The following is a 16486-nucleotide window of genomic DNA, read 5'->3' as shown; positions in this document are numbered from 1 at the left end:
TCGCGTTTTCGTTGACGTCCATCGCGAGCAAGCTCACTCCTGCAGGGACCGAATTCAGCGGCGCCTGAACAACGGCCGCGGCTCAATCACCGAACGCCCGTACAACACGCTCATCCCCGCCAATCCCTTCAATGCATCTTCTGCGGATTTGTCTTCACGCACGGCAAAGCTGTCGAAACCGCATTGGCGCATGTGGCTGAGTTGATCGCGCAAGACATCGCCGATGGCGCGCAACTCACCGGCCCAACCCAATCGCGCACGCAGCAGATACGCCTGGCTGTACCCGCGGCCATCGCGAAAGCTCGGAAAATCCAGGGCGATCAAGGGCAGTTGGGTAAACCATGGCTGAAGGCTTTCCACTTCATCGTCCGGCCCCAGCCACACGCCGTTTTGCGACGGGTTTTCCAGCCAACGGCTCAGCGGCAGAATCGTCGCACCCACGGGCAGCGGTGCTTGCGGGTCGCGCACGAGCTTCCACGGATCATCCGCGACAATCCGCGCCACGCCCGCTTCCAGCCGCAACAGATTGTTCATGCCGACACCTCCAGCACTTTCGCATAGACCGCCTCCTTGAACGGCTCTAGCCCGATCCGTTGGAAGGCGTCAACGAACAGTTCTTCGCTCTCGCGATAACGCACGAAGGTGTCGATGATGCGCTCGATCACCTCGGGCACTTCGGTGGAGCTGAAGGACGGGCCAATGACCTTGCCCAACGCGCTGTTCTTGCCCTGGGCGCCGCCGAGGGTGATCTGGTACCACTCGGAGCCGTTCTTATCGACCCCCAGAATGCCGATGTTGCCGATGTGATGGTGACCGCAGGCATTCATGCAGCCGGAAATGTTGAGGCTGATATCGCCCAGGTCGTGCAGGTAGTCGAGGTCTTCGAAGCGTGCGGCAATAGCCTTGGCGATGGGGATCGACTTGGCGTTGGCCAGTGCGCAGAAGTCACCACCCGGGCAGGCGATGATGTCGGTGAGCAATCCGGCGTTGGCGCTGCCCAGATTGTGTCCGCAGGCCAGGCGCCACAGGGTGAACAGATCGGCCTTGGACACGTCCGGAAGGACGATATTCTGCTCATGGGCAATGCGGATTTCACCGAAGCCAAAGCGCTCGGACCACTCGGCCACCGCCTCCATCTGTTCGGTGGTGACATCGCCCGGTGGCGCAGCGCTGCCGGGCTTGGTCGACAACACCACGCTGGCATAGCCCGATATTTTGTGCGGCTGCACGTTACGCTGCACCCAGCGAGCGAACGCCGGGTTTTCGGCCAGGTGCGTGCCGAAATCGAGACTGGTGTCGGACAGATCACGATAGGGCGGTGCGACGAACGCACTGGCCACCCGCTCGAACTCGTCAAGGGTCAGTTGCGCGGGGCCGTCCTTGAGGAACTGCCACTCTTCTTCCACTTCCCGGGCGAAGGCCTCGATGCCCAGGGCTTTGACCAGAATCTTGATTCGCGCCTTGTACTTGTTGTCCCGCCGGCCATGGCGGTTATACACCCGCAGCACCGCCTCTACGTAAGACAGCAGGTGCTGCCACGGCAAGCCTTCGCGGATCTGCACGCCGAGGATCGGCGTGCGCCCCAGACCGCCGCCTACCATGACTCGCAGGAGCATGTGCCCTTCGGAGCCTGGGTAAAGATAAAGGCCGATGTCATGCATCATGATCGCCGCGCGGTCCTGCTCGGCCGAGCAGATGGCGATCTTGAACTTGCGCGGCAGGAACAGGAATTCCGGGTTGATGGTCGACCACTGCCGCAGAATTTCCGCCAACGGTCGCGGGTCAATCATTTCGTCGGCCGCAACCCCGGCAAAGGCTTCGGTGGTGATGTTGCGCACACAGTTGCCGGAGGTCTGGATCGCATGCATTTCCACCTCGGCCAGGCGTTCGAGGATCGACGGCACCTGGGCCAGTTCGATCCAGTTGAACTGCATGTTCTGCCGGGTGGTGAAATGGCCGTAACCGCGATCGTAATCCCTGGCGATGCTCGCCAACGTACGCATCTGCCGGGCACTCAGCGTGCCGTAGGGAATCGCCACTCGCAGCATGTAGGCATGCTTTTGCATGTACAGGCCGTTCTGCAGGCGCAATGGCAGGAACTCTTCTTCGTTCAGCTCACCGGCCAGAAAGCGCTCGACCTGATCACGAAACTGCGCAACTCGTTCGAGCACCAATGCCCGGTCGTAGTCGTCGTACTGATACATCTGGCTACCTCATCAGAATTAGGCACAGAACCCTGTAGGAGCGAGCTTGCTCGCGATGGAGGTCAACGAAAACGCGAACCTCCTGGATAAACGCGTCGTCCTTGACTCCATCGCGAGCAAGCTCGCTCCTGCAGGGGGCGCAAGTCGGGCTCTGCGGCTCGTTTCGAGGTAACGACTATGAGCTTGCGGCGCAGTACGTTACAGATTCACTTGAACTCTAAAAAACCGTATCAGATCACGGTGGACCTCCGCAGGAGTGCCGAAAAATCTGATCCGCACAAATGAATTTTTCCTGAGTCTGTTTTGTTTTTACCGGTGTTTTTACAGTGCACGGCATTGCAACCGAGGAAGCATTGACCATGAGCACAACAACTATCGGACAGGCCTATAACTACAAGGTCGTCCGCCAATTCATCGTGGCGACCGTAATCTGGGGCATCGTGGGGATGGCGATGGGCGTGTGGATCGCCTCGCAACTGGTGTGGCCGCAGATGAACCTGGACCTGCCGTGGACCACCTTCGGCCGCTTGCGCCCGCTGCACACCAGCCTGGTGATTTTCGGTTTCGCCGGCAGCGCGCAATTCGCCGCCAGCTATTACGCGGTGCAACGTACCTGCCAGGTACGGCTGTTCTCGGACACACTCGCTGCCTTCACGTTCTGGGGCTGGCAGTCGGTGATTGTGGTGATGTTGATCACCCTGCCGCTGGGCTACACCACCACCAAGGAATACGCCGAAATCGAATTCACCGGCGCGGTGTGGATGACCGTGGTCTGGGTTGCGTACGCCGTGGTGTTCTTCACTACCCTAGTGCAACGCAAGACCAGACACATCTACGTCGGCAACTGGTTCTTCGGTGCATTCATCGTGGTCATCGCCATGTTGCACGTGGTCAATCACCTGTCGATTCCAGTCGACTGGTTCAAGTCCTATCCGGTGTATTCCGGGGCTACCGACGCCATGGTGCAATGGTGGTACGGGCACAACGCCGTGGGCTTTTTCCTGACCACCGGTTTCTTGGGGATGATGTATTACTTCGTGCCGAAACAGGCGGGCCGGCCGGTGTATTCCTATCGCCTGTCGATTGTGCACTTCTGGGCGCTGATCACCCTGTACATCTGGGCTGGCCCGCACCACTTGCACTACACCGCGCTGCCGGACTGGGCGCAGTCGCTGGGCATGGCCATGTCGCTGATCCTGCTGGCGCCGAGTTGGGGCGGAATGATCAACGGCATGATGACCCTGTCCGGTGCCTGGCATAAGTTGCGCACCGACCCGATCCTGCGTTTCCTGGTGTTGTCCCTGGCCTTCTACGGCATGTCGACCTTCGAGGGGCCGATGATGGCGATCAAGACCGTCAACGCCCTCTCCCACTATACCGACTGGACCATCGGCCACGTGCACGCCGGAGCGCTGGGCTGGGTGGCGATGATTACCTTCGGTGCGACCTATCACATGGTGCCGAAGGTATTCGGGCGCGATCAGATGCACAGTACGCCGCTGATCAACCTGCACTTTTGGCTGGCGACCATCGGCACCGTGCTGTACATCGCCTCGATGTGGGTCAACGGCATCACCCAGGGCCTGATGTGGCGCGCGATCAACGATGACGGCACGCTGACCTACTCCTTCGTCGAAGCCTTGCAGGCAAGCCATCCGGGATTCGTCGTGCGTTTTGCCGGCGGGGTGTTCTTCCTCAGCGGCATGCTGCTGATGGCCTACAACGTGTGGCGCACGGTGCGGGTAACGGACGTGGCGATGGCCGAACGCGAGGCGCGGTTTGCCTGATGATTGAAGTCATATTGAACATTCTGGGTGTGGCATTTTTGTGGTTCGCCGTCGAGTATTGTCTGCGCCACCAGACCGCCGAGAGCCTGGACGATGCAAGCCTGATCCCGTTTGCGGATGACCCGGAAGTGGCGCGGCGGGTGGAATTGGCGACCGGAAAAACCGTTAGAACACTGCCGCCGCAAGAGGCGAACCCGGATTGGGAAACCCTCGATATCTGATGTGGCACCGATTACTGTGGGAGCAAGCTCGCTCCCACAGGGTTGTATGTCGAGATTTCAGGCACGCTCCCGGGGAATCAGGCTTTGCAGTTGTTGCGCCAGGAAGTTTGCATCGAACTCAAAAGTGTCCGGGTCTTTCAAGCCATTGGTCTTGCGCCACTGCCAGCCAGTGGATGGCGGCAGGCACACCAGTGACACGCTGCCATAACGTGCTGCTGTAAAGCCCATCACCGCCACGGAAATCTGCCCGCCGACACCCATCACCTCCGGCACGAATTCCACCGGTTTGCCAGTGATCAGGATGCTCAGCTTTTCGGTCTTGAACGGAGAGCTCTCCACCGGAACACTCGGCCCCGACGCGACGTACACTTCGCGGTTCACTACGAGCAGGTCAGGTGCCTTGACCGGTTCCAACCACTGCTGGATCTGATCGAACAGCGCACCAATGCGCTTCGCCCACTCGGCCGATTGCGACTCGAACACTTGCTTTTTGTGCGCTTCGCTTTCGGCGTAGTGGCGAAGCATTTCGCCCAGTTGCTGTACATCGTCCATAGCGGTGTTCCTTTGGTTGAAACGGTGTTGCGGACATTAAGCATGGCAGATGCGCGTGGCGGGCGTACGAGTAAAAGCGTGAGCGGTACTGCCACCGCCGGACTGAATGCGCAGGAGGCGGTGGCCTTCGCCCTGGGCGACTGACTCAACCGGCCTTGGGCGTGCGGCGCAGGCGCGCCATGCTCAAGGTGTCCACCAGCACGCCGTCACGCACGGCGTAGTCGCGGAACAGGCCCTCGGTTTCGAAGCCGAACTTGCGGTACAGGGAAATGGCCGCTTCGTTGTCGGCATACACCGAAAGCTCGATGCGCTGCAGATTCATCCAGTTGTCGGCGATATCCAGCGCCGTCGCGAGCAGCTTCGAGCCCACACCCTTGCCCTGCCACGCCACTGCAACGCCCATGCCGAAACTGCCAGCATGGCTGCGACGAATGCGTGAGAACTGCTCCAGGCCAATGTTGCCGATGACCGTGCCTTGATGCAGGGCCACCACTTTCACCAAGCGTTCGTTATCCAGCGCCAGGCGACTGCGCCAGAGTTCGGTGGACTGAAACGGCATTTGCAGGGTTTGACGGGCGATGGCCGGGTCGTTGTACAACGCCGCAACGCCTTCGATATGGGATTCGTTGAAGCGTTCGAGGGTAATGACGGGTTCGGTGGTTGGCATGGGTGAATCATCCTTGAAGCAGACATGGCCGTTCACTCTACAACGCGACCTTCGCGTGTGGCGAGAACCAATGTGGGAGCGGGCTTGCTCGCGAAGGCGGTTGACCAGTCGTCTTCAATGTCGGATGTGATGGCGCCTTCGCGAGCAAGCCCGCTCCCACATTTTAATCATGCTCAGCTTTCGAACCACTCCCGGCGCTCGCTGAAAGTGTTTTCGATCAATTCGACGAACATCCGTACCTGCTCGTCGTCCCCGGAATCAGCATTGACCGCCATCCACACCTGACGCCGCATAGGCTGGTCAAACAGGCCCGGCAAGGCAATCAGCCCGCGGTCGAAGTGGCTCATGTAGTGCGGCAGCAGGCCGATGCCGGCACTGCAACGGATCATCTCCAGCATCAGCTCCCAGGATTGCAGTTGCACCACCCCGGCCGGGCGCTGCTCCACCAGCGTATTCCATGGCCGGAAGCTCTCAACCTGGCCGTCCTGCCGCCATTGCACCAGGAGAAAATCGGCCAGGTCATCCAGGCATTCCGGCCTGGAGGCAACCCGCGAGTAGCGCTTGGCAATGTGCGGCAGGTAATCGAGTTGCGCCAGGCGCCGGGGTTCGGTGGTGGCAAAGCTCGGTCCCGGCAACGGCGATCCGGTCTCGCCCAGCCACACCACCACGTCGGCGCTGACTGCCTGCAAAGCCAACTCGCTGTCGAGCGTCATGATCTCCAGCCGAACGCTGGCGTTGCGCCGCAGCAGTGCAACCAGGTCACGTCCGAGAATGTCATGCAGGATCGAATCCGCCACGGCCAGGCGAATCAACGGCTGCTCGACCACCGGCAAACCGCGCTCATGGGCCAGGGCGATCAATTGTGCGTGCAAGCGCAAGCCATCGCGGCTGAGGCTCAAACCATTGTCGCCATGGTTGAACAGCGAACATTGGAGCTGCGTTTCCAGCAGCACCAGTTGCCTGCGCAGGCGGGTGGTCTTGATGTTGAGACTGCGGGCGGCCTGCATGAAGCAACCGCAACGGGCGCTGACGGTGAAACACAGCGCCAGTTCGGGGTCGATAGCCGCCGCCAGCTGGCGCCAGGACGCGTTTTTATCAATAGCTACACGATATTCCGCAGCCCCCTGGTGGGCGCTGGCTTCCATGAATGACATCGAGGACTCCCTGTCGATCTGACACTGACAGGTGCATCCTGCGGATCGTTCATGAACCTGCTGTGACAATGACTCAGGCGCTGGGTGTCTGCCGAAAGCTCACGGCCAGGCGATTCCAGCTGTTGATGGTGGTAACGGCAATGGTCAGGTCGACCATTTCGCTTTCACTGAACTGCTCCCTGGCTTGCGCGTAGACATCGTCCGGCACATGGCTTTCGGAGAGCAAGGTGACCGCCTCGGTCCAGGCCAGCGCGGCTCTTTCCCGAGGATTGAAAAAGTTGCTGTCGCGCCAGACCACAATGGAATACAGACGCCGGTCGCTTTCGCCCAGGCGCCGTGCATCCACCGAGTGCATATCGGTGCAAAAGGCACAGCCATTGAGCTGCGAAGCACGAATCTTGATCAGGTGCAGCAGGCCCTGCTCGATACTCAGGCTGCTGGCCAGGGCCTCCATGGCGATCATGGCTTTCATCGCTTTGGGCGACGCGCTGTAGTAATCCAGGCGGGGGTTCATGGGGCGATCTCGTGCAGGCGTGATGTGAACTTCACGGTAGTCGCTGGCTCGGGGGCATGACAGATCCAATCAGGCGATTTCCCCGGGGACCACCGCCGCCAGACCAATTGACGGTTTTTCCACTGCACAACTTCTGTACCACAAGCGGATAGGGGTAATCTTGCGCGACGCACACGCGCCCAACAGCCCCGGAGCCTCGCCGGTATGGAACTACATGTTGTCATCAACGGTCGCAAGGACCTGGCCGGCCAGCTGTACAACCAACTGCGCAGCGCTATCGAGTCCGGTCGCCTGACCGCCGGGACACAACTGCCCCCCAGCCGCTTGCTGGCCGAACAACTGGGTATTTCGCGCAAGACCATTTCCGACACCTACGCCCAACTGACTTACGAAAACTTCCTCACCGGGGTGGTCGGCAAAGGCACCTATGTCAACGCGCGCTCATCGAAGGTGCAGCGTAAACAGAACCACACCGAACTCGGCGGCTTCGAGGTGATCGAGTACTGGCGCAACCTGCCGGTGTTTCTGCGTCATCCGACCCTGGAAGGCTCGCTGCGCTACGACTTCATTGGTGGCGCCACCAGCAAGGGCCAGTTTCCCCAGGATGACTGGCGGCGCTGCACCTCTCATGCACTGCGCCAGATTGCCGGTTCCAAGGGCTTATACAGCCAGCCCGAGGGCTTGCCGGCGCTACGTAACGCCATTGCGCAGCACATCGCGTTCTCCCGCGGGGTCAATTGTCAGGATGAGGATGTGGTGGTGTGCAACGGCGCGCAGCAGGCGCTGGACCTGATTGCCCGGGTGCTGATCAGTCCGGGCAGCCTGGTCGCCATGGAAGACCCCGGCTACCCGCCGGCGCGCCTGCTGTTCGGCACCCATGGCGCCACGGTCATTGGCGTACCGGTGGACGCCGAAGGCATTGTGGTGGACCAGATTCCTCGAGGCACGCGCCTGATCTACGTCACCCCGTCGCACCAGTTCCCGCTGGGCATGCCGATGAGTCAGGCGCGCCGGGAAGCACTGCTGGCCAAGGCCCATGAGTTGGGTGCGATCATCATCGAGGACGACTACGACAGCGAGTTCCGCTATGAAGGCCGCCCCACCGATTCCCTGCAAAGCATGGATGAACGGGGAATCGTCGCGTACGTCGGGACGTTCTCCAAAACCCTGTTACCGGAACTGCGGCTCGGCTACGGGATCCTGCCGCCGGCGATCCTCGAGGCCGTGGTGCGCGCCAAGCAGCTCACCGACCTGCACACCTCGACCCTGCCCCAATGGGCGCTGGCCAAGTTCATCGCCGAAGGTTGCCTGCTCAAGCACATCCGGCGCTGCCATACGATCTATGCCGGGCGCCGTGAGCGGATCCTGGCGCGCATGGCCGGCGATCTTTCGCCCTGGCTGGAGGCGGTACCGTCCACTGCCGGCTTCCACATGGTGGTGATGTGCAAAGTGCCGATGGATATTCCATTGGTGATCGAACTGGCGAAAAAAGTCGAAGTCGGGCTATATGCCATCGACAGCTTTTTCTATCAGGAAACGCCCAGGGCCGGGCTTTTTTTCGGTTTTGGCGCCATCGAAACCCTCGACATCGACATCGCCCTGGACCGATTGCGCGACATCCTGCAGCAAGTGGCCTGACGGATTGGCCTGCGGTTTTATCCGGGGATTGGCTATTGGCGGTCCCGGGGGCCGGGCCTATCCTGCATAGGCGTTATCCCTCAATGAGCAGGATTCGTCCGGCCTGATTCAGGAGTGTGAGCAATGTCCCATGAAGTGATCAATACCGTACAGGTACAAGCCGCCGCCGGGCGCTCGGATGAACTGGGTAAGCAACTGCAAAAGATTGTCGAAACCCTGCGTGAACTTCCCGGGTGCGAATCCTATATGGTCGACCGCTGCCCCGAGGACACCAATCGCTGGACCGTCAGCGCCCACTGGCAATCGGAAGAGGCCATGCGATCGCATTTCAACAGCCCGCAAGTCCAGGGTTTCATCGACCTGATCGATTGCCAACTGGCCAACTCCGTCGACTTCAACAGCTTTCCGATCCGCTAGGCCCCCCCTTGTAGGAGCGAGCTCGCTCGCGATGGTCGTCAACGATAACGCGTGCTTCCTGGTTAAACGCGGCGAATCTGAATCCATCGCGAGCAAGCTCGCTCCTACAGAATTACCCCCCGCTGGAGCGAGCTGCCCAGACATTGGTCCCCTGGCCTTCCCGAATATTGGCTGTTTGATTGCCCCTCGCGGCGGACTAGATTGGTTCCTGACCACTTATCCAACGCAGGTAATGAACCATGAACGTTTTGCGCTTCTGTGCCGCTCCCCTTGTTGCCCTGACCCTGGCCGTCGGTGCCCCGGCATTCGCCCATGAAGCCGGTGACCCCTCGGAAAAAGTCACGGTATTGCAGGACCACATGCTGAAAAACGTGCCGGGCAAAAAAGCGCTGATGATCGAAGTCGACTACAAGCCCGGCCAATCGTCCATTGCCCACAAGCACGACGGTACAGCCATGGCCTACGTCCTTTCAGGGTCTGTCACCTCTCACGTGAAAGGCGAGAAAGCCGTGACGTACAAGGCGGGCGAATACTGGTACGAAGCAGCCGGCTCCGAGCATCTGGTATCGAAAAACGCCAGCGTTACCGAGCCTGCCAAGTTGCTGGTGTTCATGGTGTTGTCGCCGGACGAACAGGTGCTGGTCCCCCTGAAAAACTGATCGCTGATCGAATAGCCATAAACAAACACGCCCAAATTTGCTATTCGGGCGTTTTTATTTCCCGGGGCAATTAACCCGACTTATTTAAATCAAACAAAACTATAGGTCGACTGATATCCACGCAATCGGCTATTTCATTCTGCGCTTCCCGTTTTAGTCTGGAGCAACTGCCGATCAATTCCGGCAGTTTCAACTTCCTTACTGATGTTGTTTCACTGGAGTAACACAATGAAACTTGCATTTGTCAGTACGCTTACCCTATCAGCTGCGCTTTTGGCTGGCTGCTCGGTTCCCACCGCACCCTCTGCGGGGCCTTCGCTGGAAAGTGTGTTCACCGAACCGGTCGGCCGCAGCAACGCGACTCGTATTCCCAACGGCAGCAATGTGGCCTTGGGTGTGGTGTACAGCCAAAACACCCAGGCTAACCGTGCCTATCTACAGGATTACCAGGCCAATGCCGGCACGGGTTTCGGCCAGAGCCTGCTGGTACGGGAGATCCACGACGCCTACGTCGCCACCTCCAAACCCGACCTTGCGGTGGATTGGGTCAAGGCCTCGCTTCAACGGCAATTCGGATCGGTCACCGTGTACCCGGACATGCAGAGCCTCAAGGCGGCGAAACCGGATGTGGTAGCCATTGTCGACAGCCGCAGCCAATTGATCACCTCGCGCAGTTCGGACGTCGAGTCCAAAGTCAGTGCCGATTTCTATGACAGCCACTTCAACTACATTGGCACCGCACAAGGTTATGACGCCAGAGCGCTCAGCCCGGTATGGGCGGACTATAAACGCAGTGAAGAGATTGTTGCCGATATTAACGAGCAACAAAACGTGCAAGTAAGGGCATTGCAGAAATTTGACCAGTCGCTCAGTAATTTATTGACCAGCCCGACAAGTAACGTCTCGATGATCCACCAGACCTCAGAGCGGAAATTGTATTAAGACTAAGGCAGATAATGTGAGTAAACCCTGACCAGGACAGGAAGGGTTTGCTCACAATTAATCAAAACCATGACTTTAGATTAGCGCTATCTTTAGATCCGCGTTAAAGCGCGACCAACCATTTTCTACAGACAGGGAAGTCTCAATGACTAAAGACCAGGAAAGATCCTTCATTGCCCGCATCAAGTGCAATGGAGTAAACATGACATTTTTTGACCAGATATTGAGCTCGAGGCATTTTGAACCTCAGAGACTCAAATCGCCGATCCCGCCAAATATAGTGTCTACCTTCGAAGCCTATGAACCTGCAAGCCGAGAACTGCTCCCTGTAGGTGGCAGAAAAAGGCCGGCCATGGTCATCCACTTCTGGTGTTATGACGACTACTACAACATGCAGATTTTGAGCGAAGCCTACTATCAAAAATATTTTAGCAAGAACGAACATGGCGTCCTGGGCGCCTTCCCGGCCGCCGGCGGTGATACCACCTCCTTCAATTTGCTGGACAGCAATCAGCAAATCATCACGCTTGATGATTTGAGCGGTGACACAGCCACCGTTCACTTGAAAGCACGCAACGCCGCCATTATCAAAAAAGAAATCTGGCGTGATCCGGCGTACAGCAGGTGCTTCACCGACAAGTCCGGCGACATTGCCACGTTCGAGCTGGAAATTCTGGAAAGGCAGGTCTCTTCGCCCGCAAGCTCTACACCCTACAGCTGAGTTCCAAACATGGGCCGGCGTATTGGCTTGCCCCTTGAATGAAAAAAGCCCCGCATCTCTCGATGCGGGGCTTTTTCATTCAACGCCTGATCAGGCAGCCGGTTCCAGCTCGGCGGCGGCGACGGCGGCAGGCACTACCGCTTGCCCACTCAACGCCAGGTCCAGCAGTTCACGGTTGGCCACCGCGTACATGGCGTAGTCGGTGCCGCTGGCGGCACGGATTTCCACCAGCATGGCACGCCAGCGTTCGATCATGCCTTCATGCTGCTGCATCCACAGGTCCAGGCGTGTTTCCACCTCCTGGGAACCGTCGCCCTGTTGCAGGACCGAGATGGTGATCGCACGTTGCTGCCAGTCGACATCATCACGGAACGCTTCACGGGCCAGGGCCTGCCAGTTGTTTTCAACCGGCAGAGCGCTGATCTGTTGCAGGTACCAGGTGATGTCCAGTGCACTGCCCACGGCGAAGTAGGCCTTGGCCACGTCGGCAGGATCCTGGCCAGTCACGTCGGAAGCCTCGATGATCGGCAGCAGCGTATACAGGTGCGTGGTGCCAGCCACCATGCGCGCCAGCAACTCCGGCACACCGGCTTCGACGTACGCCTGATAACGGGTCTGCCAGGTTTCGCGGATCTCGCCACTGAGCAATTCGTCGAGTTTGAGGCCCAACGCCGCCAGATGCGGACCGAAGTGCGCGACGTCACGGGCAGCGTTCTGCTCGTTGCGACGGGCACGCAGGAACCAGCGCGTGGCGCGACGGCCCAGGCGCATCAGCTCGTCCATCAGTTCCAGTTGTACGTCAGCGGAAACCTTGTAGTCCAGGTTTTCAATCTGACGGAACCAGTGCGGGAGGTGGAAAATGTCACGCACGATCACATAAGCACCGGCCACGTTCGCCGGGCTCATGCCGGTCGACTCTTTGAGTCGTTGAACGAAGGTGATACCCATGTGGTTGACCAGATCGTTGGCGATCTGGGTGCTGACGATTTCGCGCTTCAGACGGTGACGACGCATCGCCGCGGAGAACTTGCTCACCAGTGTTGGCGGGAAAGCGGTTTCCATGTCGCGGGTCAGGTAGTCGTCGTCCGGCACCAGGGAGCCCAGCAACTGCTCCTTGAGGTCGATCTTGCTGTACGAGATCAGCACCGACAGCTCGGCACGGGTCAGGCCATGACCTTCGGCGATGCGCTCGTTGATCGCTTCTTCGGCCGGCAGGAACTCGATGGCGCGATCCAGCTTGCCGCGACCTTCCAGGTCGTTCATCAGGCGCTTGTATTCGGCAATCCGCGGCAATGCACGGCGGGCTGCCAACGACAGGGCCTGAGTCTGCTTGTAGTTGTTACCCAGCACCAGACCACCGACTTCGTCGGTCATGCTCGCCAGCAACTCATTACGTTGCTTGTCGGTCATGTCGCCGGCCTGAACCACTTCGTTGAGCAGGATCTTGATGTTCACTTCGTGGTCGGAGCAGTCCACACCACCGGCGTTGTCGATGAAGTCGGTGTTGGAACCGCCGCCATTGAGGCCGAACTCGACGCGACCCAGTTGGGTCATGCCCAGGTTACCGCCCTCGCCCACGACTTTGCAGCGCAGTTCGTTGCCGTTCACCCGCAGTGCATCGTTGGCCTTGTCGCCGACATCGGCGTGGCTTTCGCTGCTGGCCTTCACGTAAGTACCGATACCGCCGTTCCACAACAGATCCACCGGTGCCTTGAGCAAGGCGTTGAGCAGTTCGGTCGGGGTCAGCTTGTCGGCCTGGATATCGAAGCGTTCCTGCATTTGCGGGGAAATCGCAATGCTCTTCGCGCTACGGGAGAAGATGCCGCCGCCTTCGGACATGAGGCTGGTGTCGTAGTCCGACCAGGCCGAACGTGGCAGGTCGAACAGACGCTGACGCTCGGCGAAGCTCGACGCCGGCTCAGGGTTCGGATCGATGAAAATGTGCAGGTGGTTGAACGCTGCGACCAGTTGCAGCTTGTCGGACATCAGCAAGCCGTTACCGAACACGTCACCGGCCATGTCGCCGACACCGACCACGGTGATGCTGTCTTCCTGGACATTGATGCCGCGCTCGCGGAAGTGGCGCTGTACGCCGACCCACGCGCCCTTGGCGGTGATGCCCATTTTCTTGTGGTCGTAACCGGCCGAACCACCGGACGCAAACGCGTCACCCAGCCAGAAACCGTAGTCGATGGCGATGCCGTTGGCGATGTCGGAGAAGGTCGCAGTGCCCTTGTCCGCCGCTACGACCAGGTACGGGTCATCGTCGTCATGACGCACGACGTTGGCCGGCGGCACCAGGGCGCCGTCCTTCAGGTTGTCGGTGATGTCCAGCAGGCCCGAAATGAAGATGCGGTAGCAGGCGATGCCCTCGGCCGCGATCTCGTCACGGCTGCCGCCCAGTGGCAGGCGACGCGGCAGGAAGCCGCCCTTCGCACCCACCGGCACGATCACCGAGTTCTTCACTTGCTGGGCTTTTACCAGGCCCAGGACTTCGGTACGGAAGTCTTCTTCACGGTCGGACCAGCGCAGGCCACCACGGGCCACGTTGCCGAAGCGCAGGTGCACGCCTTCGACGCGCGGCGAGTAAACGAAGATTTCGAACTTCGGTACAGGCTTGGGCAGTTCGGGAATCAAGTGCGGGTTGAACTTGAAGCTGAAGTACGACTTGTTATGGCCGTTGGCGTCAGTCTGGTAGAAGTTGGTGCGCAGGGTGGCCTTGATCAGGTCCAGGTAGCGACGCAGGATGCGGTCTTCGTTCAGTACCTGAACGTCGTCCAGGGCGCTGAGGATCGCGTGTTCCAGGCGTTGCTGCTTGTCTCCCAGATCTTCGCCGGTCAGCTTGCGCGCCAGGTAGAAACGGGTCTTGAACAACCGGGTCAGCTCGTGAGCGATGTCGGTGTGGTTGTTCAGGGTGCTGGCGATATAGCCCAGGTCGAAGCCCAGACGAATCTGCTTCATGTAGCGGGCGTAGGCACGCAGCAGCGCCACGTCGCGCCATGGCAGGCCGGCGGTCAGTACCAGACGGTTGAACCCGTCGTTCTCGGCATCGCCACGCACGATGTGGACGAATGCGTCCTGCAGCGTGTCGTTCAACTGCTGGATGTCGAGTTCCAGGCCTTCGGCGGCGGTGAACGCGAAATCGTGAATCCAGAACTCGCGGCCACTGTTGTGGCGCAGGCGATACGGGAACTCACCCAGCACGCGCAGGCCGAGGTTTTCCAGGATCGGCAGCACGTCGGACAGTGCCAGCGGGGTATCGGCGTGGTACAGCTTGCAGTGCAGCATGCGCTGGCCGGAAACCTGACCCAGCGGCTGGTAGAAGCTCATCACCAGCGGATTTTTTTCGTTGAGGCTCAGCAGGTGCTGCATATCGACCACAGCCGAGTGGGCTGCGAAACGCTCGCGGTAACCAGCCGGGAAGCCTTTCGGGAAGTCGGCCAGCACGTTGGTGCCATGGGCTTCACCGAAGCTTTCAACGGTCAGGGCGGCGTAGTCGTCCTGCCAGCTGCGGCAGGCCTGCACCACTTCTTTTTCCAGCAGCAGCGGGTCGATATCGAGGCGGTTTTTCGGGTCGACGCGCAGAATCAACTGTACACGGGCCAGCACGGACTCGGAGAAGAAGGTCCAGAACTCGCAGTCCGAGGCTTTCAGGCGATCCATCAGCACCTGCTGGATCTTCTGGCGCACTTCGGTGGAATAGATGTCACGCGGCACGTAAGCCAGGCAGTAGCAGAAACGGCCGTACGGGTCTTTGCGCAGGAACACGCGAATCTTGTTGCGTTCCTGGATCTGCACGATCGACATCACGGTGCTGAACAGCTCGTCCACCGGGGTCTGGAACAGATCGTCGCGCGGCAGCACTTCGAGCACCTGCGCCAGTTCCTTGCCCAGGTGAGCCTTGGCCTGGAAGCCGGAACGGCGTTCGATTTCCTCGACCTTGCGGCGGATGTACGGGATCACCCGCACGCTCTCGCCATACACCGACGAGGTGTACAGGCCCATGAAACGGCATTCCTTGATGACCTTGCCGTCGGCGTCGATTTCGCGGATCGACACGTAGTCCGGGTAAGCCGGACGGTGTACACGGCTTGGGTGCGCGGCCTTGGCGAACGACAGCAGGGTCGGTTCGCGCAGGTAGTTCACGGCGTAGTCTTCGATGCGCAGGTCATCGTAGGTCAGGCCAGCACGCAGCAGCTTGGTCAGGCCGAGGAAGGAGTCCTTGTCATAGACGATATGGCCGCCATCAGCTTCGTCGCTGACCACGAACTCTTCGTAGCCGAGGAAGGTGAAGTGGTTGCCCACCAGCCATTCCAGGAAGCTCTTGATTTCATTCTTCTCGTCGCCATCGACGGCGAACTGGCTGTTGTCCAGCTTGGTCAGGATGTCCTGGACCTTGGCCTTCATCGGCTCGAAATCGCCGACGGCCACGCGGACTTCACCGAGCACCTGCTCCAGCTCCTTGCTCAGCACATTGAGCTCGGCGGTGTTGGCGCAGCGGTCGATCTCCAGGTACATCAGCGACTCTTGCTGAATGTCGTCGCCCTGGGTGCCTTTAGGCAGGATTTCCAGCAACTCGCCCTTGCTGCCACGACGCACGCTCAGCACGGTGGTTTGCAGGGTATGGATGCTGTAGCCGCGGCGGTTCAGCTCGGTACGCACCGAGTCCACCAGGAAAGGCAGGTCGTGGTGCAGCACTTCGACCGCGGTATGGGTCGACTGCCAGCCGTGGCGTTCGTAATCAGGGTTGTAGACGCGCACTTGCGGCTGCGCGTGATCAAAGCGCTCAAGCATGCGCCATGCAGAAAGGGTGCAGCCAGCAAGGTCGGACAACCGACGCTGGGTCAGCTCGTCAAGGGAAATGATGCCGAAGAATTGTTCAGAAAACAGCGCCACTTGTGGCAGTGCCTGTTCACTGATGTGCTGCGCCAGTGCCGCTTGCAGTTGGTGCTGGAAGTCGGCTTTGCTGGCTGCGGTGAAGAACGCCATCTGTGGTACTCCGCTTGGGCT

The 16486-nt window shown here is 59.6% G+C and carries 14 protein-coding genes; 7 read left to right on the top strand and 7 right to left on the bottom strand.

From position 1 onward, the window contains the following. Positions 1–54: 54 nt before the first annotated feature. Complete coding sequence (locus tag ABIE16_RS08650) at positions 55–534, bottom strand: DUF934 domain-containing protein (protein ID WP_429520894.1); 480 nt, start codon at positions 532–534, stop codon at positions 55–57. After that, positions 531–2204: a nitrite/sulfite reductase gene (locus tag ABIE16_RS08645; protein WP_429520893.1), complete on the bottom strand. Its 1674-nt coding sequence runs from the start codon at positions 2202–2204 to the stop codon at positions 531–533. Before ABIE16_RS08645 ends, ABIE16_RS08650 begins: the two co-directional genes overlap by 4 nt. A gap of 359 nt (positions 2205–2563) precedes the next feature. On the opposite strand from ABIE16_RS08645, the gene ccoN reads away from it, so the two are divergent. Beyond that, on the top strand, positions 2564–3991 hold the full coding sequence (ccoN, locus tag ABIE16_RS08640; protein ID WP_429520892.1) for a cytochrome-c oxidase, cbb3-type subunit I: 1428 nt from the start codon (positions 2564–2566) through the stop codon (positions 3989–3991). Further along, positions 3991–4212 carry a cbb3-type cytochrome c oxidase subunit 3 gene (locus tag ABIE16_RS08635; protein WP_150813829.1) on the top strand — a complete coding sequence of 74 codons (222 nt, stop codon included), beginning with the start codon at positions 3991–3993 and terminating at the stop codon, positions 4210–4212. The genes ccoN and ABIE16_RS08635 overlap by 1 nt, the downstream gene beginning before the upstream one ends. Before the next feature lie 57 nt (positions 4213–4269). On the opposite strand, the gene ABIE16_RS08630 is transcribed toward ABIE16_RS08635, so the two are convergent. The 4 genes from ABIE16_RS08630 to ABIE16_RS08615 form a co-directional block, all read right to left on the bottom strand. Continuing rightward, positions 4270–4764, bottom strand: coding sequence for a hypothetical protein (locus ABIE16_RS08630; RefSeq protein WP_057714991.1), 495 nt, complete (start codon positions 4762–4764; stop codon positions 4270–4272). 145 nt (positions 4765–4909) lie between these two features. After that, entirely contained in the window at positions 4910–5431 is a 522-nt protein-coding gene (locus ABIE16_RS08625) for a GNAT family N-acetyltransferase (RefSeq protein ID WP_340316321.1), read from the bottom strand. A gap of 173 nt (positions 5432–5604) precedes the next feature. Then, positions 5605–6585, bottom strand: a complete 981-nt coding sequence (locus ABIE16_RS08620; RefSeq protein ID WP_429520891.1) for a LysR substrate-binding domain-containing protein — start codon at positions 6583–6585, stop codon at positions 5605–5607. 73 nt (positions 6586–6658) lie between these two features. Further along, positions 6659–7099 carry a carboxymuconolactone decarboxylase family protein gene (locus tag ABIE16_RS08615; RefSeq protein WP_057714994.1) on the bottom strand — a complete coding sequence of 147 codons (441 nt, stop codon included), beginning with the start codon at positions 7097–7099 and terminating at the stop codon, positions 6659–6661. 204 nt (positions 7100–7303) lie between these two features. On the opposite strand from ABIE16_RS08615, the gene ABIE16_RS08610 reads away from it, so the two are divergent. The 5 genes from ABIE16_RS08610 to ABIE16_RS08590 all read left to right on the top strand — a co-directional run bounded on the left by ABIE16_RS08610 (position 7304) and on the right by ABIE16_RS08590 (position 11476). Then, complete coding sequence (locus ABIE16_RS08610; RefSeq protein WP_057714995.1) at positions 7304–8737, top strand: PLP-dependent aminotransferase family protein; 1434 nt, start codon at positions 7304–7306, stop codon at positions 8735–8737. Positions 8738–8860: 123 nt separating this feature from the next. Next, positions 8861–9154, top strand: a complete 294-nt coding sequence (locus ABIE16_RS08605) for a putative quinol monooxygenase (RefSeq protein WP_218496030.1) — start codon at positions 8861–8863, stop codon at positions 9152–9154. 239 nt (positions 9155–9393) lie between these two features. Beyond that, positions 9394–9813: a cupin domain-containing protein gene (locus tag ABIE16_RS08600; protein ID WP_223502188.1), complete on the top strand. Its 420-nt coding sequence runs from the start codon at positions 9394–9396 to the stop codon at positions 9811–9813. Between the two features lie 228 nt (positions 9814–10041). Continuing rightward, positions 10042–10755 carry an ATPase gene (locus ABIE16_RS08595; protein WP_429520890.1) on the top strand — a complete coding sequence of 238 codons (714 nt, stop codon included), beginning with the start codon at positions 10042–10044 and terminating at the stop codon, positions 10753–10755. Between the two features lie 145 nt (positions 10756–10900). Then, on the top strand, positions 10901–11476 hold the full coding sequence (locus ABIE16_RS08590) for a hypothetical protein (protein ID WP_429520889.1): 576 nt from the start codon (positions 10901–10903) through the stop codon (positions 11474–11476). Positions 11477–11566: 90 nt separating this feature from the next. Here the strand turns inward: ABIE16_RS08590 and ABIE16_RS08585 are convergent, their stop codons facing one another. Continuing rightward, positions 11567–16465 (bottom strand): NAD-glutamate dehydrogenase, encoded by a 4899-nt coding sequence (locus ABIE16_RS08585; RefSeq protein ID WP_090455035.1) that lies wholly within the window; start codon positions 16463–16465, stop codon positions 11567–11569. Between the last annotated feature and the right edge of the window lie 21 nt (positions 16466–16486).

The sequence above is a fragment of the Pseudomonas sp. 2725 genome (assembly GCF_050434585.1).
GTDB lineage: Bacteria > Pseudomonadota > Gammaproteobacteria > Pseudomonadales > Pseudomonadaceae > Aquipseudomonas > Aquipseudomonas jessenii.
The sequence above is the reverse complement of the archived record's forward strand: the minus strand, read 5'-3'. Positions and strand labels throughout refer to the sequence as shown.

Excerpts from the sequence above, each read along its gene's own strand:
- ABIE16_RS08650 (WP_429520894.1), bottom strand. The coding sequence starts at position 534 with ATGAACAATCTGTTGCGGCTGGAAGCGGGCGTGGCGCGGATTGTCGCG.
- ABIE16_RS08645 (WP_429520893.1), bottom strand. The coding sequence starts at position 2,204 with ATGTATCAGTACGACGACTACGACCGGGCATTGGTGCTCGAACGAGTT.
- ccoN (WP_429520892.1), top strand. The coding sequence starts at position 2,564 with ATGAGCACAACAACTATCGGACAGGCCTATAACTACAAGGTCGTCCGC.
- ABIE16_RS08635 (WP_150813829.1), top strand. The coding sequence starts at position 3,991 with ATGATTGAAGTCATATTGAACATTCTGGGTGTGGCATTTTTGTGGTTC.
- ABIE16_RS08630 (WP_057714991.1), bottom strand. The coding sequence starts at position 4,764 with ATGGACGATGTACAGCAACTGGGCGAAATGCTTCGCCACTACGCCGAA.
- ABIE16_RS08625 (WP_340316321.1), bottom strand. The coding sequence starts at position 5,431 with ATGCCAACCACCGAACCCGTCATTACCCTCGAACGCTTCAACGAATCC.
- ABIE16_RS08620 (WP_429520891.1), bottom strand. The coding sequence starts at position 6,585 with ATGTCATTCATGGAAGCCAGCGCCCACCAGGGGGCTGCGGAATATCGT.
- ABIE16_RS08615 (WP_057714994.1), bottom strand. The coding sequence starts at position 7,099 with ATGAACCCCCGCCTGGATTACTACAGCGCGTCGCCCAAAGCGATGAAA.
- ABIE16_RS08610 (WP_057714995.1), top strand. The coding sequence starts at position 7,304 with ATGGAACTACATGTTGTCATCAACGGTCGCAAGGACCTGGCCGGCCAG.
- ABIE16_RS08605 (WP_218496030.1), top strand. The coding sequence starts at position 8,861 with ATGTCCCATGAAGTGATCAATACCGTACAGGTACAAGCCGCCGCCGGG.
- ABIE16_RS08600 (WP_223502188.1), top strand. The coding sequence starts at position 9,394 with ATGAACGTTTTGCGCTTCTGTGCCGCTCCCCTTGTTGCCCTGACCCTG.
- ABIE16_RS08595 (WP_429520890.1), top strand. The coding sequence starts at position 10,042 with ATGAAACTTGCATTTGTCAGTACGCTTACCCTATCAGCTGCGCTTTTG.
- ABIE16_RS08590 (WP_429520889.1), top strand. The coding sequence starts at position 10,901 with ATGACTAAAGACCAGGAAAGATCCTTCATTGCCCGCATCAAGTGCAAT.
- ABIE16_RS08585 (WP_090455035.1), bottom strand. The coding sequence starts at position 16,465 with ATGGCGTTCTTCACCGCAGCCAGCAAAGCCGACTTCCAGCACCAACTG.